General features: G+C 38.5%; 16 protein-coding genes and 1 tRNA gene. 4 read left to right on the forward strand and 13 right to left on the reverse strand.

Translation table 11 applies throughout. From position 1 onward, the window contains the following. Positions 1 to 5 precede the first annotated feature (5 nt). Together PSM36_RS01510 and PSM36_RS01515 are read right to left on the reverse strand one after the other, a co-directional pair. Positions 6 to 893, reverse strand: a complete 888-nt coding sequence (locus tag PSM36_RS01510; protein ID WP_076928484.1) for a rhomboid family protein — start codon at positions 891 to 893, stop codon at positions 6 to 8. Then, positions 877 to 1,554: a rhomboid family intramembrane serine protease gene (locus PSM36_RS01515; protein WP_076928485.1), complete on the reverse strand. Its 678-nt coding sequence runs from the start codon at positions 1,552 to 1,554 to the stop codon at positions 877 to 879. The genes PSM36_RS01510 and PSM36_RS01515 overlap by 17 nt, the downstream gene beginning before the upstream one ends. Before the next feature lie 206 nt (positions 1,555 to 1,760). On the opposite strand from PSM36_RS01515, the gene PSM36_RS01520 reads away from it, so the two are divergent. The 4 genes from PSM36_RS01520 to PSM36_RS01535 all read left to right on the forward strand — a co-directional run bounded on the left by PSM36_RS01520 (position 1,761) and on the right by PSM36_RS01535 (position 4,386). Then, entirely contained in the window at positions 1,761 to 2,027 is a 267-nt protein-coding gene (locus PSM36_RS01520; RefSeq protein WP_019540162.1) for an HU family DNA-binding protein, read from the forward strand. A gap of 179 nt (positions 2,028 to 2,206) precedes the next feature. Next, positions 2,207 to 2,279: transfer RNA gene (locus PSM36_RS01525), tRNA-Lys, on the forward strand. Positions 2,280 to 2,471: 192 nt separating this feature from the next. After that, positions 2,472 to 2,906 carry an L-fucose mutarotase gene (gene fucU, locus PSM36_RS01530; RefSeq protein ID WP_076928486.1) on the forward strand — a complete coding sequence of 145 codons (435 nt, stop codon included), beginning with the start codon at positions 2,472 to 2,474 and terminating at the stop codon, positions 2,904 to 2,906. Positions 2,907 to 3,042: 136 nt separating this feature from the next. After that, positions 3,043 to 4,386 (forward strand): Gfo/Idh/MocA family protein, encoded by a 1,344-nt coding sequence (locus tag PSM36_RS01535; RefSeq protein ID WP_076928487.1) that lies wholly within the window; start codon positions 3,043 to 3,045, stop codon positions 4,384 to 4,386. Positions 4,387 to 4,687: 301 nt separating this feature from the next. Here PSM36_RS01535 and PSM36_RS01545 read toward each other — a convergent pair whose 3' ends face one another. The 11 genes from PSM36_RS01545 to PSM36_RS01595 all read right to left on the reverse strand — a co-directional run bounded on the left by PSM36_RS01545 (position 4,688) and on the right by PSM36_RS01595 (position 25,032). After that, a complete protein-coding gene (locus tag PSM36_RS01545) occupies positions 4,688 to 6,307 on the reverse strand; it encodes a RagB/SusD family nutrient uptake outer membrane protein (RefSeq protein WP_076928489.1) in 1,620 nt (539 codons plus the stop codon). Between the two features lie 12 nt (positions 6,308 to 6,319). Then, on the reverse strand, positions 6,320 to 9,418 hold the full coding sequence (locus PSM36_RS01550; RefSeq protein WP_076928490.1) for a SusC/RagA family TonB-linked outer membrane protein: 3,099 nt from the start codon (positions 9,416 to 9,418) through the stop codon (positions 6,320 to 6,322). 380 nt (positions 9,419 to 9,798) lie between these two features. Next, positions 9,799 to 12,552 (reverse strand): hypothetical protein, encoded by a 2,754-nt coding sequence (locus PSM36_RS01555; protein WP_083710880.1) that lies wholly within the window; start codon positions 12,550 to 12,552, stop codon positions 9,799 to 9,801. Between the two features lie 106 nt (positions 12,553 to 12,658). Continuing rightward, complete coding sequence (locus PSM36_RS01560) at positions 12,659 to 13,873, reverse strand: glycoside hydrolase family protein (protein ID WP_076928491.1); 1,215 nt, start codon at positions 13,871 to 13,873, stop codon at positions 12,659 to 12,661. A gap of 286 nt (positions 13,874 to 14,159) precedes the next feature. Further along, positions 14,160 to 15,179, reverse strand: a complete 1,020-nt coding sequence (locus PSM36_RS01565) for an aldo/keto reductase (protein ID WP_076928492.1) — start codon at positions 15,177 to 15,179, stop codon at positions 14,160 to 14,162. Positions 15,180 to 15,392: 213 nt separating this feature from the next. Beyond that, positions 15,393 to 18,140 (reverse strand): hypothetical protein, encoded by a 2,748-nt coding sequence (locus tag PSM36_RS01570; RefSeq protein WP_076928493.1) that lies wholly within the window; start codon positions 18,138 to 18,140, stop codon positions 15,393 to 15,395. 54 nt (positions 18,141 to 18,194) lie between these two features. After that, a complete protein-coding gene (locus PSM36_RS01575) occupies positions 18,195 to 18,710 on the reverse strand; it encodes a DoxX family membrane protein (protein WP_076928494.1) in 516 nt (171 codons plus the stop codon). 30 nt (positions 18,711 to 18,740) lie between these two features. Beyond that, positions 18,741 to 20,279, reverse strand: a complete 1,539-nt coding sequence (locus tag PSM36_RS01580) for a Gfo/Idh/MocA family protein (protein WP_076928495.1) — start codon at positions 20,277 to 20,279, stop codon at positions 18,741 to 18,743. Positions 20,280 to 20,338: 59 nt separating this feature from the next. Further along, positions 20,339 to 21,760: a Gfo/Idh/MocA family protein gene (locus tag PSM36_RS01585; RefSeq protein ID WP_154670943.1), complete on the reverse strand. Its 1,422-nt coding sequence runs from the start codon at positions 21,758 to 21,760 to the stop codon at positions 20,339 to 20,341. A gap of 25 nt (positions 21,761 to 21,785) precedes the next feature. After that, entirely contained in the window at positions 21,786 to 23,135 is a 1,350-nt protein-coding gene (locus PSM36_RS01590; protein ID WP_076931976.1) for a mandelate racemase/muconate lactonizing enzyme family protein, read from the reverse strand. 166 nt (positions 23,136 to 23,301) lie between these two features. Beyond that, the gene (locus tag PSM36_RS01595) at positions 23,302 to 25,032 is read right to left on the reverse strand and encodes a RagB/SusD family nutrient uptake outer membrane protein (RefSeq protein ID WP_076928496.1); all 1,731 of its coding nucleotides are present in this window, start codon (positions 25,030 to 25,032) and stop codon (positions 23,302 to 23,304) included. Between the last annotated feature and the right edge of the window lie 18 nt (positions 25,033 to 25,050).

Here is a 25,050-nt window from a genome sequence, read left to right on the forward strand (position 1 = left end):
TTTTTTTATTTCTTACTCGCATCAAAAAGTTTCCTTTTTTCTTCTGATGATAAACTGCTGTAACCCGATTGTTTTAATTTATCCAGTATAGCATCAATTTCCTCCTGCTCTGTATGTTTACGTTGATTGTATTCCCAATCGGTTTCATGACGGGCATGCTTCACCTTCATTCTTGCTGCCTGCCTACGTGGTTTGAACAGACCGACAAACCAATCTATTGCTCCACCTATCCAGCGGGTAATATCTTTCCCTTTCTTATATTGGATGGCGAATAAATAACCAAGCAATGCTCCGCCTATATGTGCCACATGTCCGCCAGGATTCATGGGATTTCCCAATGAAAGGAAGTCGAGCACAAATGCAAAGATAGCAATATAGACAATTTTTACAGGTCCTAAGAACAGAAGATTTAATTGTACATCGGGACGATAAAAAGCAGCACCCATTACGATAGCCATTACAGCCGCTGATGCCCCTATCATCCATCCTCTCTCCATTCCCGTATAATAAGGGATCGTATTGAATGCTATTACGTAGAGCAGTGCGCCGGCCAATCCTCCTAAAACATAGAGGCTACCCAGTGTCCGTCCGGTAAAATACTGCATGAAGATCTGGCCGAACCAATAGAGCCAGAGCATATTAAAGAGCAGATGAAGAAAACCTTCATGCACGAACATATAGGTGATAAGTGTCCATATCCTGTTCATTAATAGAGGAATATGGGACGGGACTCCAAGAAAGGTAATTAGGTCGACAGCATAAATGTTGAACAGGGTGAAAATGACATTTATGATCTTTAGTACAATAAAAACGAATACGTTGATAAAGATAAGCCTCGTCATTACGCTGCCCGTCTTATACCTATGTTTCAATCTTTCAATAAAATCTGCCATATTTCCGGTCCTTTTTTTTCCAATACAAAATCATGAAAATTCCGAAGAGCATTCCCCCCAGATGGGCAAAATGGGCCACATTGTCGCCGGTACGATTGGCAACGCCGAATGCCAGTTCCAACAGTCCGTACCCTATCACAAACCATTTTGCTTTAATAGGAAAGGGAAAGGGGATGATGAATAGTTGTGAATTGGGAAATAACACGCCGAATGCCAATAATATGCCGAAAACAGCTCCCGAGGCACCTACGGTGACACTGTTTACCATTGAAAACATCTCTACGGGTACGACCGTTTGCACTCTTAAAAAGAGGACAAGCATCTGTATTAATCCTGCACCGATACCGGTAACCAGGTAGTAGGACAGGAAGCGCTTTGAACCCCATACCTGCTCCAGCGTTCTGCCGAACATAAAAACGGCAAACATATTAAAAAAGACATGGGAAATGGAGTGGGGATCGTGCAGGAACATATAGGTTACCAACTGATAGATCCTGAAATGATCGGAAGCCACAAAATGCAATCCAAATTGTTGCGACAGGTCGATGTCAGCTCTTCTAAACAATACGAATTGGGCTAGCCAAATAATCCCGTTTATTATAATAATATTTTTTGTAACCGTGGGAAGTACCCCGGCAAAGCTATTCCTTGTATTATCCATTCTTGACAATTAATTGTTGAAGCGCAAAATTACGTATTATTTCGTTGAGAATGCGGATTTTTGCCCCATAAAAGGATTTTTTTTACCAAAAACAAATACTTTTTATCTTTTTTCTTGATTGTTTTCGATTTATCGCTTATATTTGACGCCAAAATGAGGCTCAGCCTTGACTTAATGTATGTTTAATTCTTTATTTACGTTTTCTTATGAACAAATCAGAACTAATTAGCGCTATCGCCGATAAATCGGGCCTTAGCAAAGTGGACGCCAAAAAAGCGTTGGATGCTACCCTTGAAACTATCTCTGGAGAAGTAAAAGCTGGTGGTAAAGTAGTATTGGTAGGTTTTGGAACATTTTCTGTTTCTGAAAGAAGTGCCAGAAAAGGGATCAATCCCCGTACTAAAAAATCGATCAATATTCCTGCGAAAAAAACAGCGAAATTTAAAGCCGGTTCAGAGCTATCCAATCTCTAAGATCTTGGTTGATTGTAGAATAAAAAAGGAACAAATTGACAGATTTGTTCCTTTTTTAGGGATTGTACCGTAAAGTTGAATCATACTATGGAGCAGTCCCTGAGGAGGAAATTGCAAAATTTCTGACAAAGGTTGTTTGTGCAAAAGAAAAAATCCCTACCTTTGTCCTCCCAAAAAATGACTCCGTAGCTCAGTTGGTAGAGCAAATGACTCTTAATCATTGGGTCGAGAGTTCGAGCCTCTCCGGGGTCACTTGGTAATAAGGCGGTTATCTTTGAAAAGAAGATGCCGCTTTTTTGTTATGCATATAAATCACACGTTACCTTTTATTTTTTATGCCCATTACTCACTTTATACATTCGTGATAGAGGGTATTGGGTATTTGTAAAAGAGTGATAGTTATGGTATTAGTTAATTAATGATTCACTAAAAAGAGAGATAACTATGCTAAAAGGAATTTCACCTCTGATCAGTCCCGAGTTGTTGGCCGTTCTGGCACGTATGGGACATGGCGACGAAATCGTTTTCGCCGATGCACATTTTCCCGCAGAATCGTTCAACGGTAGGGTATTGCGAGCCGATGGACTTCGCATTCCCGACTTATTAGCTGCAATCCTGCCTTTATTTGAATTAGATACTTATGTTCCACATCCGTTAGTGATGATGGATGCAGTAGAGGGGGATACGCTCGATCCCAATGTTGAAAAAGCGTATCTGGAAAGTATCCGTATCACCAATCCTGATGTAGCACCCATAGAACGGATTAATCGTTTTGCTTTCTACGAACGGGCAAAGTCGGCATTTGCTGTGGTTATTACAGGTGAAATTGCAAAATACGGGAATATTATATTGAAGAAAGGAGTTACCCCTTTGGATTAGATGCCTATATCAAAAAAACACTAATCAAAGATGTAATCAGAAAGTGTTTTGCGTTTTTTGATGATACTTGGTCGTAAATGGAAAGTAATACAGGGTTAAATTCTATAAATTTGTATTTCAATAAACTATAAATACTATGACAACAAGAAGAGAATTTATCAAGAATGTCGCGATCGGCACTGCTGCCATATCTGTCGGAGGTGTATTACCTGGCTTCAGTGCAAAAAGTTATAACAATATTGTCGGCGCCAATGAAAAAATTAGAATGGGTGCTATCGGGGTAAATTCACGGGGGAATGCATTGGCCGGAGGATTTGCAAAGGAGAAAGGCTGCGAGATAGCGTATGTATGCGATGTAGACAAGCGTGCCATGGAAAAATGTATCTCCAACGTGGTAAAAATTGCAGGTAATACACCAATAGGGGAGAAGGACATCAGAAAATTATTGGAGAAGAAAGATCTTGATGCCGTTATTATTGCAACACCCGAGCACTGGCATGCACCCGGTGCACTTATGGCTATGAAAGCAGGAAAACATGTATATCTGGAAAAACCAACCAGTCACAATCCTGCTGAGGACGAAATATTGATGGAGGTAGTAAAAAAATACAATGTGGTTGCAGGAACAGGTATGCAGCGCAGATCATGGCCCAATGTAATTAAAGCAGTACAGGAAATAAAGGAGGGGGTTATCGGAAAGGTTTATTTTGGTAAAGCTTGGTATGTAAATAACAGACCTTCCATAGGAACAGGTAAAGTTACTGCTATACCCGATTGGCTGGATTGGGAATTATGGCAAGGTCCAGCACCGAGAGTATCTGAGTACAAAGACAATTATCTACATTACCATTGGCATTGGTTTTATAATTGGGGAACAGGTGAAGCAGGAAATAATGGAGTACACTTTCTAGATATTCTCAGATGGGGTATGGATCTTACTTATCCCTCCTATGTAAATTCTTCGGGAGGAAGATATGCTTATCAGGATGACTGGCAGTTCCCCGATACCCAAGTGGTTAATCTTGAATATGGAGATGACAAATTGATTACATGGGAAGGACGAAGTTGCAATAGTCGAAATATTGAAGAATCTTCGGTAGGTTGTGCGTTTTACGGAGAGACTGGTACGTTAGTTATTGGTGGAGGAAATGCCTATAAGGTATACGATCTGAAAAACAAGCTGGTAAAAGAAGTAACCAGTGAAATGTCGTTTAAAGCCGGAGATATCTCGAATCCCACTCAACAACTTGATTCATTCCATTTTTCAAACTTCCTGGATGGTATCAGAAAAGGAACCTCTTTGAATGCTGATATCAATGTGGGATGTATAAGCACGACCCTAGCCCATTTAGGTAATATTGCCCAGCGCACAAAGACCACGTTCAGGACAAATCCTGTGAACGGACATATCATCAACAACCGTGCGGCAGGTAAACTCTGGAATAGGAAATACCAAAAAGGCTGGGAAATGAAATTATAAACTGTTTTTGAAAATTCTCTTTTTATTCCGCCGGGGAAGTATGTAAAATATGATATATGCTTCCTCCGGCGTTTTTCTTTCTTCCGTTTCCTTCTTCTGTGGGAATAATGTGATTTTCTTGAACTGGCCAGCCCATAAGGAAATCCCCTCGTGATCATTGATTTGTTTAGCCAATTCACCGATCTTTTTTACTATCGGTGGTGTATATTTCCGTTCCAGCCTTTTAAAAAAAATTCCTCAAGACAAAGAAAACCTTTTTGGGGCATATAACTTTTTACAAGATCTGCCCCAAAAAGAGTCATTATTCCCACCCCGGATTTTGTTTTAATTCCGGATTTAAAGTAATTTCTTGTTGGGGTATTGCCCATAGATAGAAATGATCTGGGAAACCTCTCTGATGACGTCCTTGTGTACCGGTGAATTCTCTCATCCACACCCCATCCAATAAATTTTTGGCAATCCTCCATCTACGGATATCCGAATAACGTTGTCCCTCTCCGCAAAGCTCAATTTTTCTTTCATGGCGTATCCTTTCACGCATTTGATCTTTATTCAGGCCTGTTGGCAGACCAGGCATGCCAGCTCTGTTGCGTACTGCATTTACAGCATCGTAAACCGACTGATCAGGAGATGACAATGCTTCATTTTGTGCTTCTGCATACATCAACATCACATCAGCTAAACGGATAAGTGGGATATTTTGAGGTGTATACAAACGCAAAGAGTATACAGAACCCGTTTCCACAAATTTCCTCCAAGCATAGCTGCCATTTTGCCAAACAATTTGATAAGAATCGGGAGCACTTGTAACAGGGAATCTGTAGGTAAACACTACATCTCCTTTACCGACAAACGTTGACCATGGAACTATAATCGATTGTTGTAAACGAGGGTCTCTATTTTCAAATAATCTCTTGACAGATGCTTCGTCATGCCAGTTCTCGGCAACATTAGGATCGAAAGGTTCTCCTTTCGCATTTGTAAAATTGCTGAAATCGAATGGAGCACCGTCTATCATTTCGTACGAATTCACTAATTCATTCGTCGGACGTGTATATTGAGAAGCCGATGTAGCATTGGAAGAGGTACTGGCGCCATAGGCCCTATCTGTTTGTATTCCATGTCCAGCCTCTTCTATATATTGTACGTCAAAAATGACTTCACTGTTGTTATTTCCTGCCACACGGAATAAAGTATGATAATCATCAAGCAATTCACGATCGCTTTTTTCCATCAGTTCCTTAAAGTCAGCAGCAGCTTTTGCATACTCTTTAGCCCAGAGGTGGGCTTTGCCACGCATTGCTAATGCTGCCCATTTGGTGGCACGTCCGATATCAGTGCCTGTATAACTAGCAGGTAATAGTGCATATGCATCAGTCATGTCCTTAACAATGAATTCATATACATCTTTTTCTGTATCTCGAGGCTTGTATGCTTCACTGGGATTCATCGGGAAATCATAAATTGGAACGCCTCCAAAATAATCCCATAGTTTAAAATAGAAGTATCCTCTGAAAAACTTGCTTTCTCCCAGGCAACGATCTTTAATCTGGCTATCCATTGTAATATCTGGTATATATTTAAGAGCAGTATTTGCCCGGTAAATACCTTTATAAAAGATACCCCAAGAGTTTAAGAAAAATCCTGCATTTGCGGGGTATGATCCTGTTGTAAGTCCGATATTTAATGAATGGTATGAGATATCTGAGAAATCATCCATCATTCCATATATTACGATGTTATTTGTAAATTCTCGATTTGCATGATAAAGGGAGTTAGTTCCCAATATTGCATTTTCTTGAGTTGTCCAAAAACCTCCTTCTGATAATCCAACCAACGAATTGCGGTTCAAAAAACCATCATCGCAAGAAGATAGAAGACAGATCGATAGCAAGATTAATATTATATTCTGTTTTTTCATCTCTTTTTTTATTTAAAATGTTAGATTTAAACCAATAACACATTGTTTCATAAGAGGATAATCCATTGAGGTGTTTTCTGGATTATATCCTTCGAAACTAGTGAACGTAAAGTAATTTTCAAGATTTGCATAGATTCTTAATCTTTCAATTTGAAATTTCGATATCATTCTTTTAGGTAAAGAATATCCCAGTTGAATCGATTTTATCCTGAAATAAGATGTGTCATATAGCCAATAATCACTATAATAAGTGTTAGATGTTCCTGCAATCTGTAGACGCGGATATTTAGTTGATCTGTTTTCCGGAGTCCAGTGATCTAATACATTAGTCCTTAACAAGAAACCTTCATTTATATTGAAACTATTAATTCCATCCTGCCCCCAATATCCTTTTGATCCAGTCACGCCGTGTCCTACAATGCTGAAATCTAACCCTTTGTATGCCGTATTGATATTTATGCCGTAAGTCATTTTTGGAAGGGTTGAATAATCTTTAATTACTCTATCTTCTCTATCAAAAACCTTGTCTCCGTTGGTATCTTTATAAAGTATATCACCTGGTTTAGGAGTACCGCCTAGGTCTGTACTAAAGGAATATCCTTCTGCTAATAACTGGTCTATTTCCGTCTGATTTTGTATAATGCGATCGAATTCGAGAACATAGAAAGCTCCATAGGGGCTTCCTTCCTTTATGATTGTTGCTCCGCTTATTGACTCATCGCCATATTTAACGACTTCATTATTTATTGTTGATAAGTTACCATTGATACTATATGAAAAATCTTTTCCAATATTACCATAGTAGGTCAATTGCAACTCTACACCCTTATTACTCATTTCTGCAATATTTTGCCAAGGAGCAGTAAGGTTTCCCAATACATATGGTACTGGAATAGTTGTTAATATGTCATTGGTCGTTTTATTATAATATTCGGCACTTAATGATAACTTATTCTTTAGGAGGACTAAATCTAAACCTATATTTGTCATGGTAGTGGTTTCCCATTTGATTTTGCTGTTAGACAGTGCAGTAGGAGCAACTCCTTGCTGGAGACTTCCTCCGAATGGATATTTTAAAGAATTGTATATAGCTTGATAAGCATAATCCCCAATTCTATTATTACCAAGTTTACCCCAAGATCCCCTTATTTTAAAATCATCGAAAATAGTTTTCAAAAATTGAGCAAAGGATTCCTCTGAAACTCTCCAACCAGCCGAGAAAGAAGGAAAAAAGCCCCACCTGTTATCTTTTGAGAATCTAGAAGAACCATCGTACCGACTATTCGCTTCGAATAAGTATTTGCCTTTATAATCATAGTTAATGCGTCCGAAGTAAGATCTGAGAGCATCGTCGGTTCCTGAACCTTCTATGGAACTCATAAGCACACCAGCGTCCATTATGTATATAGCATCGTCTCCTAAAATATCTTCCTTGGTGGCATTAAATTTATCCATACGGTTATATTGTTGGTCAAAACCCACCAGAGCAGCAAAATTATGCTCTTTATTCAAAGAATAATTAAAGCGTAATAATGTATTCACAATAGTTGTATAATTCCTCTGGCTACCATTAAATAATTTATCTTCATTCAGACCTCCAGACTCTTCTGTTTCTGTTTGAAAATTCCAGACGGTATACGGTCTGTAATATTCCCAATTACGCCTATTATCGAAATTAAACCCGAAGCTGCTTTCCCATTCCATATATTTCAGGAATTTTATCTTTTTGTAGACCTTTAATCCTAACTTTTGTCTTTCATAATTTCCACGTATATTATCTACGTATGCACGTGGATTCTTTCCTATAGCTAAACCCGGAAACATTTCTCTTCCATAGCGGCCATCCTCGGATTTTGGTATTACCCCAGGGGTTGTATTTTTTATTAGATTAAAAAATTGAATTACATCGATAGGATCTCTATCAGACCATGACCCGAATACATTTCCACCTATATCAAGCCAGTTATTGACCTTGGAGTCTGCACTTAATCGGAAAGAATATTTTTTATATCCTGAGTTATCTATAATACCTTTATTGTCAAGGTAACCAGCAGATAATGAGAAGTTATTTTTGTTATTCCCTCCTCTAATTGTTAGATTATGTTCAGTAAGAACAGAAGTGTTGAGCATTTCGTCATACCAGTTGGTATTTGGATAAAGCGGATTTCCTTTTGCTGATTCCAGCCTCCATTCTTCGATTAAGTTATTTGGAAACTGTTCACGACCATACGCTGCATTTACCATCTCCATATGAGTTGCCATATCGGAGATGAATTCGATATTATTAGCAGCATTTTGCCAACCAACATATCCATTGTAGGTGACATTTACTTTCTCTTCTGAACCTCTCTTAGTAGTAACAAGGATAACTCCGTTAGCGGCACGCGAACCATATATTGCAGAAGAAGCGGCGTCTTTAAGAACTGACACGCTCTCCACATCGTTCGGATTAACATCATTCAGTGCACCTGGTACCCCGTCAATTATTACTAAAGGTGAAGAGTCGTTCATTGTTCCTCTACCCCTTACCATGATATTTACATTTTCAGCTCCAGGGGTTCCCGATAGTTGTGAAATATTAAGTCCAGCACTTAAACCAGTTAATGCCGAAGAAAGATTTAGTGTTGGACGACTAGTCATTGCCTCGTCAAACTTTACGGCTGAAACAGCTCCTGTCAGGTTTTGTTTTTTCATTGTACCATAACCGACAATAACAACTTCGTCAATGCCTAAAATACTTTCAGACAATAGAATGTAATACTCCGTTTTAGAGTCTATTACAATCTCTTTGTCTTCAAAGCCTACGTATGAAACCACTAAGTTGCTTCCTTCAGCTACATCTAAGGTAAACAGACCATTTATGTCTGTAATGGTACCATTCGTTGTCCCTTTTTCTACAATATTCACTCCTATAAGAGGTTCCCCGGAATCATCCGTAACACTCCCTTTTATTCTCTTCTTTTGATGAGAAACCAGTGGATTAGTCTGGGCGGAGTTATTATTTTCCATGTCATAGGAACCATGTGCAGATGCAACAAATCCGGATAATCCAAAAAAGACACAACACACAAATACAACTGTTCGTAAAATACATTTTTTACACTCTTTCATGTCTCAAGCTTTAATGATTACACATTCTTTTAATAAGCGATAAATATCAATGATATCAGTAACATAAATAATCTCAATCTTACACTTATATTGTGATAGTTACGATATATTACATTGCAAATTGAATATAATCTTGCTCTATTTATCTTTATTTCTATGCTCTTTACAATATTATTATAAATTATATAATAAAAGTATCGATTTTTTATCCTCAATTATCTGTATTCACGTAAAACCATCCTCAAAATACGTAGGATTATAAATTATCCCCAAAATTCAGTTATAATGCTTAAAATATGAAGATTGAAGTCATATAGGGTTTGGTTTGTTAAGTTCTATGAAATAAAATATTAAATAGTCTGTAAGTACATTTTTATTTTTCAATGATTATTATAAGACCTGCCAGGTGAAATATAGTACAAACCCTTGGATGCACTAAAGAAACAAGTATTCTTTCCCTGTTCAACTTTGAAATTAAGATTTATGTTCTTGTCCGGACTATATATATTCCAGAATCCCGGTTTCAAATCTGTAAGTAGAATCTGATATTCAGAATCATCTGACACAGTCATTGAAAAAGGAGATTGAATTAGTTGAGAACCGGAACTCATACACAAAATCCGATCAGAAAGACGGAGAATATATTTGTCATTGTCTTCCTGTAAATTTATGGGTAATGGGGGAGTGTCATCTGAAGTCATTTGAAAAATGGTCAGAAAACGATGGCGTTTTTCCTCATTTTCTGGAAAAAATATAATTTGATATCCATTGGCCTCAGGCGAGTCGGAGGAAATCCGATCCATAGTTCCTAGAATATTTTCCGGATCTTTTCTGTGTGATATTTCCAACTTTAAGTTTTCAGGCAAAGGACGCAACATCTTAACATGGGTTTTACCAACAACTCCTTTCTTTTGGTTTCGGAGAACTATACTTGAATCGGACAAAAAAGGTTTCTCCAATGTGTTTATTTTCCAGAATTTGTCGAACTCAGCTTTGGACGTACTAATATCATCTGATAGTATGATTACTGCAGGAGTGTCGTCTCTGTCCAAGTTGAAGAAACAAAAACTGCGGGTATAATTACTGACTTTGCTCGTGTATGCACCTGTTAAATCAACTTTAAAACAGCTATATAAGGGTTTTTGTAAGGATGGGCCAAAGTCAGAATAAATCACCCTCCCATTATCAAACCAAGGATCCGACATTACTTCTTGAGGTGTTTCCGGAACCCTTTGATTAAATTTTGTTCCCCCATCATTCTTGGCTCTGCGATAAATTTCTTCTTTAGGGTCAATAACCAGCATCATACTGTGTGCAATAGACCTTTTATTAAAATTATAATCATAAGGAATTCCATAAGCAACGTAGAGTCCAAGATCACAGATCTGTAACCCGCGGTAATACAGTTGAATTGCTCCCGCATCAGCATGTTGATGATTCCCAAAATGATACCCTCCTCCCTTTATTTCTGCAACAACATCGTTACTGTTGTCGTTCATATTCCAACCTGTTCGGGCAATTAACCCACCCAAAACAGACCCAAAGTCAATAGATAAGGGTAGGGAAGAAATGTCATACTCAGGTTCAAGGTCAGGGTCATTTAGTAACAAAAACAAAACAGGATTATCTGGAAGACCTCCCTGACGTTCAAACTCGGCTTTTATGATCGGATCATTTGCATATGAGTAATCTAATAGCATCGTTTGAGGGTTCTTCCAATAAACACCACTTTTGGAAAACATGTCTCCGTCACGTAGCATCTCTCCATCAGGGAGTCGCATATATAACCAATAGTTTGTTAAACCCATGATGTTGTCATCAAAAACACGCATACCCGCCATTCGATAAAAGAGCCATGCAGCATGCATTTCCCATCCGTGTCTATATGCCCCGTAATCTACTCCTTGACTATGGCGAGGAGACTGATATTCAAAAGATCTCATAGGTACTAATTCTTCTAGAATAAGATAGGAGGTATAACGATATGGTTCCGGATCTTCATCATAAATAGCGATACTCATAGCCAGAAGATCTCTATTAACTTGTGCTTCACTTGCATGACCGCTAACAATGCTTTCTTTGAATGGAGGCCATCCGATTTCCATATTATCAGCGAGCCGCATCATTTCGGAATATAGAATCTTTCTATCCCCTTCATGAATGATGTCATAACACCAGTCATAAACAAGGGCTGTTGTGTAGATGGCTCTTCCTATATCCCTCGTTATATCCCCCGATTTTACATTTCCAAATTCGAGAACGGATAAATAATCGAGTATTAGTCTTACGGCTTCGTTTCCTATCTTGAGATTCCCAGTCATGAGATAATAAAAAGCTTTTTCCTGTACAACCCTTTCTAACACTGGATTCTGGGCTATTTCCCTTGTTGGATTAAATTCAAAAGGAAAAGGAATTAATACTTTTTCTTTTAGGTTCTTCCAAACTGAGAGATTTTCTCCTTTAGTTAACCTCTTTTGTATGACAGGTAATATATCTTTATCTACCCAAAGTCGGGGTCTGCTTGTCGGCGGGACAATTTTAGGATGATAATTTGCTACTCCTGGAGGAATTGTCAACGGAATATAACTTTCTATTTCAACAGCACCTAATAAAATACCTTTTGGTAGCCAAACTTTTAATACTTGTTTTCCCCCTTTCAGTTGAAAGCGTCCTAATGAGTGGTTCGTATAATTATATTCATCAGATATTATTCGCTTTGTGATACGTTCATTGTCTATCTGAATTTTGGCAAAACGGGTCTCTACTTTACTCCCAACTTCTATTTCTTCATCTCTTATGACAGAAGTGCTTATCGTATAAATACCCGACATGGGAATTTCTATATGAAATATTGCATCCGGATCAGTATCTGTTTGATCATGTACTTTTTCTACAACATCATCTTTTAATATCACCCAGTTTAAATGGAGGTCGCTCTCTCTTTTTACTATCTTTGTGGTTTTATTATTAATCTTTGCTTTGGAAACGTCTAATACAGATATATAACCATTTTTCTTTGATGATTCACTTGCTAAGGGGAAAGAAGATTGCGCAAGAATATCGATGCTAAGTGAGCTAAAAACAATATAAGTTATTAAACAATACAGGATATAGTTCTTAAGCATTCCTTTCATATTCTTTGATGCTGGCAAAATTAAACAATACTTATTACTTTGGATATTTCTACCAAAGTCAATTATAAATAATTATTATATTAATTATCAATGAATTACATTTAACTTACTTCACTGATTGTGTTTTGTGGATATTTGTAAAATTCGTGTTTATGCAAGTTGAATCCATTTTAATATCCAATCCCGTATAATTGAGTTGAACGATTTTATTAAAGTGCGAATCATATACAGGAGCAAGAAGTTCTAATGCAATATCAGCCTTATATGAACGAATATCATTCATGTAAATATTATACATATTTCCAGCCTTAAACCCTTGGCCATATTGTCCGTTTCCGTAGATCCGTATTATCTTCCTTTTTCCACCTTTCGGATTATCGGAAATATTAGAGCAGAAAATATTATATATCCTTGTCCTTGAGGGAAGAATAATCAACACATGATGGTTTCCCGATGTATTAACATTACGACAAACAATATCATGCATATCTGCACCGTAAGAATAATCTGAATATCTTACAGGAAGTAGAGGAAAGATATATTTCTCATTACTCCATCTAGATTCATCAAAAGCACCAAATACAATGGTGTCGTCTGATGTCTCACCAGTAATATTTTCAATCAGAATATTAGAGCCGCCCTGAATAATATCTATACCATCACCATTCTTTACAGTAGTTTTGAAATCAATTGTATGAATATGACCATTCTTACACCCATTCGTCACAACGATAGCCCAACTATGCGTTTTGGTTACTTTCAATCCGGAGATTTCAAAACCATCTACGTATGAAAGTAATATGGAAAAATTCCGCCATCCCCAAAAATCTCCTAACCATTGTTCTTTTATGCCTGTTTTGGGATTAATTCCTTCATAGAAAAAGTCTGCTCCTTCTACAGTTGCTCCATTCAGTCCTACAATACGGATATTTTGTGCAGGTAATAGTTTTTTTACATATCCATTAGGATTATTTTTATCTATCTCAAAATTGTCGGAACGAATAATATTGTCAAAAACATGATCCGCAAGTTTAATTTTACAGCCATCAATGATCATTTTTGTATTGGAAGGGAGACAGATTGACTCTGAAATCAGGTATAATGGATTATCTTTAAATAGGATGATTCCGCCATTGCATTTTTTTAAAAAATCAAGAGCATTCGATATTTTCTCCGAAATGTTACGGCCTTCAAAATCTTCGGGTTTTACGCAAATAGACTTGTTGTCCTTGTCGTATGGTAATAATTCCTCGGCATTCATTACTCCGATTTGAAAGAATAAAAACAATAAGGACAACGGATACATCAAAATAGATTTCATATCTAACTAATATTATTGGTAGAGTAAATTCGTTAATCTCTTTTTTCGGGAACGCCCTTCTAAAATTTATAATCCGGTAGTATTCGCTTACAAAAATGGATAAATTAATAATGCGTAAAGGTTGAGTTCACGCAGTTAAATTCTCAAAAAACGTTTTTTACAAGATATTATAGGGCTAGATAACCCATCAACCCTATGCTTGCTTCGATATATTTTTCGTTTATTTCCATTACAGGGGAGGGTAGTATAGGATTTGTCCTGTCGGGATAACCTGTTCCCAGCAGATCTACGTCCAGTTACCGTCGCGATACTCCTCGTTCATCCATGGCAAATTCTCATGATTAAAAAAAGGAGTTAATGCAAGTGTTATTTCCTTCTTTTCCTGGATATTCATAGGAGTAAATTCTCTAAGTGTTTTTAGGTTTGACTCCAATACTTTCATGTTGTCCATTCCTACTGTGATACCGTCAATATTTTCTAATGAGAGGGCGTAACGTATCAAATTCTCTGCATTTAGGCTTATACCTTCAATAGTGTCCAACGGACGTATCACTTTCATGAGGATAGCTCCCATATTTTTCTCTTTGGCTTTCGGAACAACCTGTTCTATTCTGGTCGTACTTGTATCCAACCCTTTCGGGTAATGATTCATAGCCACTATCATACAGTCAAAATTTCCTTTTTCGATCAAATCGGTCAATGCTAACGGATCAGCATGACCTGAAAAACCAATAAAGCGAGTTACTTTCTCTTCCTTCATCCGATACAAAATATCAAGTAGCCCTCCTTTCTTAAGGATATTTTTATTGTCTTCAAGAGAGTTCACGGCATGTATATTCAGAACATCCACGTGATCGGTTTGTAATCTCTTTAGACTGAGTTCTATACTTCTTAGTGCTTCATTCGGATCTCTTGGAAGGACTTTTGTGGACAGGAATACTCTGTTCCTTTGATTTTTTAATACCCGGCCAACTCTTTCTTCACTTATAACTTTACCGTCACTACTGCTGTAATCGCTCGCCGTATCCCAATAATATAAACCCTCATCCAAGGCTTTCTCCAGTAGGGCGATGGCCTCTTCCTCATTTTTATTATTACAGAAACGACTTCCTAACCCAAAAGCTAATCGAGGTACAATAACACCAGTTTTTCCTAAGACCGTGGTCGGTAATCCTTTTGCATCGAACTTTAGTTTTACATTTTTCTTTGTTACTTCTTTAGGAAACCCATCCACGTGTGACAAGGCTAAACCCGAAGCTGTTGTTAACGATGCTTTTAAAAATGATCTTCGCGATATTTTACCCATAATTTTGTTCTTTTATTTACTACTATGAAATGCCTAATTTAAAGATAATTACTTAATATGCGAAATTTTATCATTTATTTATCTGTCGAGAGAGGTTTACTACATCAAGTTCAGTTATAACTGAGCTTATAGTTACCAGAAAATAAATTTAAGTTTTCACTTCTTCATGTACTTATTTTGCCGATGAATATGAATAAATAAAAGAGCATAGGATTACTTTCTTGGAGTGATTTTATATGTCCCGGAGGTCATTTGGAAGTAAATTGTATTTTTATCAGGAAGTACTTCAACGTCAAAGTTGACACTACCAGGATCATTGGAGATATTCCATAGTCCTTCTTTAAGCCCCATTATCACTACTTGCTGTGTAGGGTGGCCACATTCCGGCACTACCATGGGAAATGGACTGTCGGTTAACTCTGTCTCTTTATTGATCGCAAGCAGATAATCTTCAAAGGAGAGAAAATAGTTGTCGTTTGTTTCTGTACAACTGATATCAATTGGTTTTTGATCCCCTGCAACCACTTGAAATGAAGCAAGGAAGTGATCAGATTTTTGTGGTTTGAGAGGTGATACCATAAAACGATGCCCATTCGTTTCCGGAAGATTTCTAGTCATTTCTCTGCTGGGAATTTCATATTTTGTGCCAAAAGAGCTATTAGCATCTCTGCCGCTGAGGAGTTCTACTGAGTAGGTACCGCTTTTTGGAGTCAAAAGTTGTACGTAGGTTTTTCCTACCCTCTCTCTCATTCTGTTCTCTAGTACAAATCTCCCATTAGAGATTACAGGTTTTGTGTGACTGTTAATTTGCCAATATTTTTTAAAATTCGGATTTGCTGTTATCATTTTATCCATTAGTACAATAAGGGCAGGTATGGTGTCATTCTCAAGATTGACAAAACAGAACTGCCTTGTATAATCTTCTATCTTGTCAGAATATGCGTTCTTTAAATTTACTGAAAAATAACTGAACCGGGGTGTTTTGCTTGAAGGGCCGAAATCTGTTGAGATAACGGTTCCATTATTGAACCAGGGGTCGTTCATTGCAACTTCCGGAGAGTCAGGATGTCGTTGGTTAAATCTTGTCCCTCCATCATTGGATGTGACCCTATTATCAAAAAACTCATCCGGATCAACCGCCAGCATCATACTGTGAGAGATGGATCTTTTGTTGAAGTTCATGTCGTAAGGTGTACCGTAAAAACCGTACACCCCTAGGTCGGCAACCTGAAATCCACGATAAAAGAGTTGTAACGATCCGGCATCGCTATGTTGATGATTCCCGAAATGGTATCCTCCTCCTTTGATCTCGGCTACCACATCATCACTCTCCATCCCGATATTCCAGCCTGTTCTGGCTATCATCGATCCGAGTATAGGCCCAAAATCGATACTTAAGGGGAGATCTTTTAGGTTTTCGTCAGCTTTCAGGTCAGGATCGTTAAGCAATAAAAAGAGCATGGGATCGTTAATGGCTCCTCCCTGACGCATAAATTCTCCTTTCAGTTTAGAATCATTCGCGTATGTATAAAAGAGAAATAGAGTTTCCGGGCTTTTCCAGTAGTAGAATTCTTCCGGTTTACCGGTATTAAATCCATCCCCATCGCGAAGCATTTGACCATTTGGAAGCCTCATATACAACCAATAATAAGGAAAACGTTTCAAATTCTTGTCAAAAACCTCCTTACCTGCCATCCTGTAAAAGAGCCATGCTGCATGAATATCCCACTGACTTCTGTATGCTCCGTAATTTACACCCTGGTTATGTCTTGGTGATTGGTATTGCCAGTTTCTCATGGGAACCAATTCCTCAAGTATACGGTATGAACAATACTTATATGGCATAGGGGCCTCGTCGTATATGGCAATGCTCATTGCGAGTAAATCCCTATGTATTTGTGCTTCACTGCCGTGTCCGGTCAGCACTGACTGTTTGAAAGGAGGCCATCCAATCTCCATTTCTTCCGCGAGCCGTATCAGGTTTTCGAATAATATTTTCCGGTCATTCGTACTCATTAATTCGTAACACCAGTCATATACCAAAGAAGCACTGTATATTGCTCTCCCAATCTCCCGTGTAATATCCAGCAGATTTCCAAACTCAACCCTGGAGAGATATCCTGTCATTAGCTTGATGGCTTCCTCCCCTATAACTTTGTCGTTTGTCATCAAATAGTAGAAAGCTTTATATCTGGCAGTAGTTTCCAGTTCTGGGTCGTAGGTTATTTCTTTATTATATTCATATTCTATGTTATAAGGTGTAAGGGCTTTATTAGATAGTTTTTCCCAATATACTTTATTCTCGCCTTTATTGAGGCGCTCTTTTATGATATCCAGGGATTGATTGTTAAGCCAGAGACGAGGTCTGCCGGGAGGAGGTGTATATGGGGGAATGTAATCTGCCACACGATCTGGTATTGGAGGAGGAGTATAGCTCTGAATTTGGATATAGTCAAGCCTTACCCCCTTTGGAAGCCATAGTTTTAAACTTTGTTTGTCTCCTTTGAAATAAAATATGCCTAAAGTCTGTGTTCTCACATCCCAGGGTACGTAAATTACCCTTTGAGTAGGACGTTCATTATCAATTTGGATTCTTGTGTAGAGTGATTCAAATTTACTCGTTGCCTTCTTCATCAATTCAGCACCTTCACAATCTGTGAAGGTGTGGGTTCTCAGAATATAGCGTCCTTGCGGCAATGTAATTTCAAAGAAAAGATCAGGATCCGTTCTTTCTCCTTTAATTGCACTTGAAGCTTTTTCTTTAAGAGCTATACCCTTATATTGTGACAATCTATTATCATTTACAACCTCCATATATTGGGGATTAATAATAGATGACTCTGCCTCAAATTTGACAGAAATACTTTTAGAGTTATCATCCTGCATAGTGCTTGAGTATGCAGCCATATAAAAACCAAAAATATTAAGAAAGAGCAAATAAAAGGATATTATAACTTTCATCTGATTTTTTTCTTATCGGGATTGCCCCGAAATCCAATATTCCGAACTATCTGATCATGAAGGGTTATTGTCCGATTTATTTTTCTTGTTCAAGAAAATAAATCGATCTAGTCCCGTGATATGGCTTGAAGGGAATACCACCAAAATAAGAAGTGCAGCTATTTCAATCAAGTTCCTATTTACAATCCAATAATTGCCTTCAACATAGGCTTCAACCCCCAAGTCTGCAAAAGGAGGGTAAGAGAGATAATAAAAAGCCAAAAGAGCCATACCAAAAAATGAAGATAGTCTGCAGAATAGACCGACAAATAAACTTAATCCAATTAAGATTAATCCCCATTCATTCAAAGTATCGGCAATGTTTAATATTTGGTCTGATTGTGCGATCGATTTGAAAAAGGAAGAGAACGGTCCTACCGAGTTGAGCAAATAATTTTTGGCAGTCCAGCCCGGAGTATAGATTTTTACCAATCCCTCGTATAAAAAATGCCATCCAATAAGAACCCGTAGTATCGTTAATGCACTTATTTGCCAATTTGAATAATCTGACTTTATAGTGTTATGCTTCATTTTATTTAAATTTTATCAGTATGGAAATAATTAGCCTATAATCGCTTTTTCATTTATGCTGTCCCATCTTACGGGTTTTTTATGCACATATGCCAGATTGGCCAGATTGAAAGTAACCGATTCCTCAAAACCTTTATCAATGTCGCAACTGGGTTTCCCATGCCCCCGAATAGCATCAATCCACTCTTTCACATGCAGGAATGTAACATCGATTATTCTTCCGTCTATGAATGTGGGTCCATATCCGCCTTTAAAATAGGCTCTTGATGTTGCTGTCGAGACCGCATCGATATCCATTCTGGGCTCATAATAATAAAGAGGTTCCTCAGAGTCTATTTTTACGTCTTTAAACATTTCTGAATTACGATCCTTGGACATTCGAACAGCGCTGTCAATATCTAAAGATGCTTCGGAACCTAAGATTCGGGATTGCCGGAAGTTTCCATTCTTTAGGGTAGCATCATATGTCATGGATAAGCCTTTTTCGGGATAACTGAAGATGACATTGAGTACATCCGGCATATCCCCGTGAGTCTTATAGTAATATTGTCCACCCAGGGCTACCACTGATTCTGGTATTCCCAGGTCCAGCACTTGATTCACACAATCATACCAATGTGCAAAGTCGTTTCCTGTAACACTGGTCCCATAATCACTGTAACGTTGCCAACTGAAGAAACGCTTAAGGTCAAACTCATGCCATGGTGCGTTACATAAAAATTCCTCCCAGTTTATATTGCTCTCATTCCCGAGTTTATGATCGAAGGCATCATCCCTTATCCAGGCACCAAACAAAGTGTTTCTGTTGGTATAAGTTTCAACCTGTGTTATTTCGCCCAATAGGCCTTTTTGGACTAATTCACGTCCTACCTTATAACTCATCTGTTGCCTGTTTTGATGTCCTAGTTGAAAAACGACACCGGTTTGTTTTATAGTATCCCTTAGCTCGATGGCTTCTTCTATACTATGTGTCATAGGCTTTTCCAGGTAGACATGCTTCCCGGCTTTGGCCGCAGCTATAGCAATAGGAGCATGTGAATGATCCGCTGTAGCTATTACAATTGCATCAATATTGTCGCTTTTTACCATGTCCCGGTAGGACTGGAATATTTCGGCGGCTTTTCGTTCCTGATTATTTCCTCCGAGAACATTATGCCGGGAGATTTCTACTCCCCGTTGGGTGTGGACATCAAAAACGTCACAAATACCCGTTATTTCAACATTCAGGTCTTCCTGTGCCATTACATCCCGTAGCCATTTTGAGGCTTCACCATTGGTCGTGTGTTGTTTTATTATATCAGGATGGAGATATCCGAATTTCTGCAACAATTGCTCACCGCGCCAACCGTTTCCCACCAGTCCAATCCGGAGTTTATTTCCCTGATTGCCAGTCGGAGGTACTAGTTTTTCATAAGGTGCTTCAAGTCTGTCTATTTTTAATCTCTGGTTGTAATCAATACTTTTTTTCCTGATTTGTTTAGTGATATTATCTTTAAACCCAAAAGCAAAATATCCCAAAAAAGGGACTGTCGCCAGCCCTTTTAAAAAATCCCTCCTCAGTAGCTTCATAGTTTGTTATTATAAAATAGGTTTATATAATTTCTTCGGAAATATCTTTATTCACATTATCACAGTTTCCAGGGTTTCCTGTATTCGTAGGATAAATATCTGTTTGCAATATCGGAATTTGTGAATCGTTCATTTACTGCATCCCATTCAAGTCTTTCACGCGTCATCATGGCGATCGTCCCAAGGTGTGCCATTGTCGTGGATCTATGGCCTATTTCTAATGTAGCCCAAGGTTCTTCACGCGATTTTACACAATCCAGAAAATTCCGTATCAGGCTGAAGGCACTATTCTTATAACTCCCATCAATCAGAAGAGTATCATCTTTATCCAGAGAATAGTCTTCCTGATTTATCATGGGTTTCCACGTTTGGAACTGTCCGGCACTGGTAGGAGTGATCTTGTAGTCATTTTCTCCTGTGTGTAATGTCCCTTTTGTTCCCCTTAATTCAAGGAATCCATGGGGGATAAAACTGGCGGAACTTGCTTCCAAAATGCTCAACGTAACCAGTACACCCGATCTGAATTCATAGGTAACATGCATCGTATCGGGAATTGTACGGTCATCGTCGACAACATATTTACCTCCATGCGCACTGACGGCAATAGGAGCTTCTTCATTTATCAGCCATCGAAGCAGGTCTAAATAATGAACCCCGTTATTCGAGATCTGGTTGGCATAATCTTCCCACCAACGGAACATATACGGTGCTATATTATATTGATATGGCCTGTAAGCTCTTGGTCCCAGCCACATATCCCAATCAAAATCTTTGGGTGGAGTTTCGGGTTGTAATCTCCCGATACCATTCGGATACATATTACTTACATGACATGCTGAAGCAAAAGTTATTTTACCAATTTTCCCGGCAGGTATTTCTTTCGCCAATTTTTGAAAAGTAGGTGCTCCCCGTCTGTTGAGTCCAACGCTTATTATTTGCCTGCTGCTTTTTCCCACTTCAACCATCCTGCGTCCTTCAGCAATTGTTTTCGACAAAGGTTTCTCAACAAACACATCTTTTCCGGCATTGATGGCATCAATTGTTTGCAAAGCATGCCAGTGATCGGGTGTTGCAATACATACAGCATCGATACTTTTATCTTCTAACAATTGACGGTAATCCTTAAACTGTTTTACGCTTTTGGGAAAATTCTCACCCATCTTAGGAATCCTACTACCCATGTCTTTTTTATAACGGTCAATAACCGTTGAATAATCGCGAGTGACATAAGGTTGGTACACATCACACAAGGCAGCCACTTCACAATCCGGTTGCTCCATAAATAAATGCAAAAGCTGTGTTCCACGATTGCCGACACCGATAAAACCAACACGGACTCTATCATTTGCTCCGATAATCCTCTGTCTCGTGTCAATTATAGGGGCTTTCGGTGAAGCAATACCGGCTCCGGAAATCGATATTCCGGCTGCAACCATCGATGATTTTTTGAGGAAATCTCTACGCGTTGTTTTTTCTTTCATAACTTATTTTTTTATGTGTGATTACTTATTTATTGAAAATAGCTTCGTAATGAGGGATGGGATCAAAAATGCCTCCCCCATTGTTGAAATATTCGTCGTTAGTATAATAAAACCCCTCTTTCACACCCACCCATGAAGCATCATGCTGTGGAAAATATTGCTGCATTTTATTCCAATTTACATAGTTTTGATGCCCGTTGCTCTCCACCAAGCCTAAATTTCCCAAGCCGGGAAATGATTTAAGCCGTGCAGCAATATTCTTATTCCATTCTACCAGCACTGGATTGACTGTCAGGTCAGCACAGAAACAGGGAATACCCCTATCTGTGGCAGCTTTGGCTATTTTCATTGTCATACTGAGTGTTTTTGCGATGGGTTTGAGTGCTATTGCTTTGTATCCCATCTGAATCCGCTCGATGGTATCTTTATCGGTATGCGCACTTTCATCCGCCGCTAAGCGTATAGGGATATCTGACACATCTATTTCCATCTTCTCAGGAAAAGGTTCTTCGATCATCACAATTTGATCGAATGCTCCAATTTTCCCGGCATAATCTAAAAATCTGTTGAACATATCTTTTGATTCATACCTGCCGTTGGCATCGAAGTAATAAGGCAATTTCTCATTTTCTGTGTAGGGAGTCCGGATATCTTTCAATATGTTGTGTATTTCCCGAAGCCGGTTTTTATCTTTCTCAAGCATTTCCTGCTGGGTACCCGCTTGCCCGATTTTTATTTTCATAAAGAAGTATCCCATATCCACTTCTTTTCTGAGTCCTTCAGGATTTACATTATAGGAAATCAGGGGAATTGCAGCCAGCTTCGCATGTTTTTCCGAGAACGTGGATTGGAACTCCTGAGGTATCAATCTGTCAAAATTAGTAATCCCATTCTCTTTTGCATAAAGGAGCCAGAGGGCATTATCGACCGATACCAGGGCATTCAGCGCAAATGTTTTACGAAGGTCAGGATTGGACGTTACCAATTTTCCATATTTATAAATTTCTTCAAATAACGGATCAATCAAATCCATAGGAGAACTAAACGAAACTTTATTAAGCAGATGAAGTGCCCGCTCTGTCAAGGCATACATATAGGTATTCCCTCCTGCTTCAGAATGGGAGGAGAAAATTTTTTCATCCGACCACAAAACACTTTGTGTTCCCAACCCGATAGCATGTTTACCGTTCTCACTCTGCAGATAACTGATAGCTTGCCATAACTCCGAGAGGTATCCACCTTTAAACCCGAAAGGACTAATGAGCGGTTCCCGTTCGAATTGAGAACTGGTATGGGCAATTGTAATACTTCCTTGCAAAGACTGTAGAGAATCTGCATATGAGGATGTATCTGCTTCTTTATTTGTAGTCTGCATGCAACCTGAATTCAGAATGGAGATTCCGCCTAACGCTCCGATACTGCTTAATATAAATTGTCTTCGAGATGTCATCGTGAGATAAATCGAAAAATAGTGATCTTGTTGTTTGAATATATATCTGTAAAGTTGTGGGAAAGAGATCCCACAACTTTACAGATAATGGCTAATCAATTCCTTCCCAGCCCGGATTCTGGGTTAGATTCGGATTTAATACTAATTCAGAGATTGGGATGGAGTTCAGATAGTCTCTACCGGGTACGAATCCATATCCATTTGGTACAGCCTTTTGAAACGGATCTAAAAATCCGTCTTCATCCACAGGGAATGGATTAACTGCTAACTGTGATGCTTTGAATCCTTTAGGTCTTTTCCCTATAATCAATTCATCAGCTGCCGCCCAACGGGCAATATCGCCCCAACGGTATCCTTCACATGCAAGCTCAATGCGTCTTTCCCGTCTGATTTCGTTGATAAGAGGTGAAAGTGTGGGAAAATCCCAATCCGGATCTGTAACAATATTATCCATTTTCAGATCTGGCATTCCTACCCTCTTTCTTAGTTTATTGATACTTATGTCGATGTCTTGCTGGGTAATGGTGCCAAGTTCTGCTTTGGCTTCGGCAAAATTTAAAAGGGCTTCCGCATATCTGTAGATGATGCCCGGAGATTCTTCATATTGCTGCACATGGTAATTCATATCAGGGTTGTATCCTTTAATATTGATATATCCTCCGGGTGAATTATGTGCTGCATTTGTGTTCAACTTGTTATAAACTTGTTCCCAATATTCAACAGTACCGTCTTTGTGTATCCGCCATACTCCATCATGGGGTGCGATATTTTGAAAAAATCGAGGATCTCTGTTCTTCATTTCATCTTTCAGAGTTTCATGTCCTTCAAACAAAGGGCTTACACTGATCGGTTTTCCGTCAATACAGAGATAGGAATCAGCAAGTTGCTTTGTTATTGAATTATCATTTGGAAATTCCATCCTGTGATTTCGATCATTTGTGAAATCTTGATGCCCTTTTGTAATTTCATTGTTATATTCCCGCCAGAACATAATTTCTTCATTATTAGAATAATCTTGTAATGCGAATAATTCGCGGTAATCATTCAATGGATCACCCGTAGTATAGATGTCATAAGGCCCTGATTCTATTAGTTCCAAAGCTGCCTGTGCCGCTTTCTGCAAATATTTTTCAGGATTTCCTCCTGGCACTCCGAAAGGAGTCCCTGCATGATATTTTTGCCAGGTGCCTTCATAAAGAGCCACTCTACTCTGAATTAACAAAGCCATCCATTTATTTACACGCCCTTGTCCTTTAGTTTTATCCGTTGTAAGATACATGGCGGCTGAATCCAGGGCCAAGATGATATTAGTAGCCACTATATCACGCGAATCTCTGGGATTATATAACTCGGGGGAATCGGTTTGTAATGCATGGGTTATCCATTGTATATCACCGTATTGCCGCAACATCGAATTGTAAGATAGCGCCCTAAAGAAATAGGCTTCTCCCAGATATTGCTGATAGTCTTTCAACTCATAGTTCTCCTCCACTTTTTTATAATTATCGAAGAAGTAATTAACGCGCCTGATCCAGCCAAAACCGATACTTCCACTGGTAGCTACTACCCGGGTTCCTTGCAAACGAGTGTTCACGTTGGTACCTACCTGGTTGTCGCTGTCAAAGTCAGCTCCATGATTGGGGTATTTTGCAAAGTATGTGGTACTGTAAAAGCTATTCATATATGTCCTCAGGTCACTTGGAGTAGTAAAATAGCTTACCTCCCCAATCGCATCCAAAGGGTAACGGTTCAAAAAATCATCGTTACAAGATGTTAAGCCAATAATAAACAATAGGCTGAAATATAAATATATTCGTTTCATAATATTACATGTTTTGAG

The organism is Proteiniphilum saccharofermentans (assembly GCF_900095135.1).
Taxonomy (GTDB): domain Bacteria; phylum Bacteroidota; class Bacteroidia; order Bacteroidales; family Dysgonomonadaceae; genus Proteiniphilum; species Proteiniphilum saccharofermentans.

Excerpts from the sequence above, each read along its gene's own strand:
- PSM36_RS01570 (WP_076928493.1), bottom strand. The coding sequence starts at position 18,140 with ATGAAAGTTATAATATCCTTTTATTTGCTCTTTCTTAATATTTTTGGT.
- fucU (WP_076928486.1), top strand. The coding sequence starts at position 2,472 with ATGCTAAAAGGAATTTCACCTCTGATCAGTCCCGAGTTGTTGGCCGTT.
- PSM36_RS01535 (WP_076928487.1), top strand. The coding sequence starts at position 3,043 with ATGACAACAAGAAGAGAATTTATCAAGAATGTCGCGATCGGCACTGCT.
- PSM36_RS01545 (WP_076928489.1), bottom strand. The coding sequence starts at position 6,307 with ATGAAAAAACAGAATATAATATTAATCTTGCTATCGATCTGTCTTCTA.
- PSM36_RS01560 (WP_076928491.1), bottom strand. The coding sequence starts at position 13,873 with ATGAAATCTATTTTGATGTATCCGTTGTCCTTATTGTTTTTATTCTTT.
- PSM36_RS01550 (WP_076928490.1), bottom strand. The coding sequence starts at position 9,418 with ATGAAAGAGTGTAAAAAATGTATTTTACGAACAGTTGTATTTGTGTGT.
- PSM36_RS01585 (WP_154670943.1), bottom strand. The coding sequence starts at position 21,760 with ATGAAAGAAAAAACAACGCGTAGAGATTTCCTCAAAAAATCATCGATG.
- PSM36_RS01565 (WP_076928492.1), bottom strand. The coding sequence starts at position 15,179 with ATGGGTAAAATATCGCGAAGATCATTTTTAAAAGCATCGTTAACAACA.
- PSM36_RS01510 (WP_076928484.1), bottom strand. The coding sequence starts at position 893 with ATGGCAGATTTTATTGAAAGATTGAAACATAGGTATAAGACGGGCAGC.
- PSM36_RS01595 (WP_076928496.1), bottom strand. The coding sequence starts at position 25,032 with ATGAAACGAATATATTTATATTTCAGCCTATTGTTTATTATTGGCTTA.
- PSM36_RS01520 (WP_019540162.1), top strand. The coding sequence starts at position 1,761 with ATGAACAAATCAGAACTAATTAGCGCTATCGCCGATAAATCGGGCCTT.
- PSM36_RS01555 (WP_083710880.1), bottom strand. The coding sequence starts at position 12,552 with ATGAAAGGAATGCTTAAGAACTATATCCTGTATTGTTTAATAACTTAT.
- PSM36_RS01590 (WP_076931976.1), bottom strand. The coding sequence starts at position 23,135 with ATGCAGACTACAAATAAAGAAGCAGATACATCCTCATATGCAGATTCT.
- PSM36_RS01575 (WP_076928494.1), bottom strand. The coding sequence starts at position 18,710 with ATGAAGCATAACACTATAAAGTCAGATTATTCAAATTGGCAAATAAGT.
- PSM36_RS01515 (WP_076928485.1), bottom strand. The coding sequence starts at position 1,554 with ATGGATAATACAAGGAATAGCTTTGCCGGGGTACTTCCCACGGTTACA.
- PSM36_RS01580 (WP_076928495.1), bottom strand. The coding sequence starts at position 20,279 with ATGAAGCTACTGAGGAGGGATTTTTTAAAAGGGCTGGCGACAGTCCCT.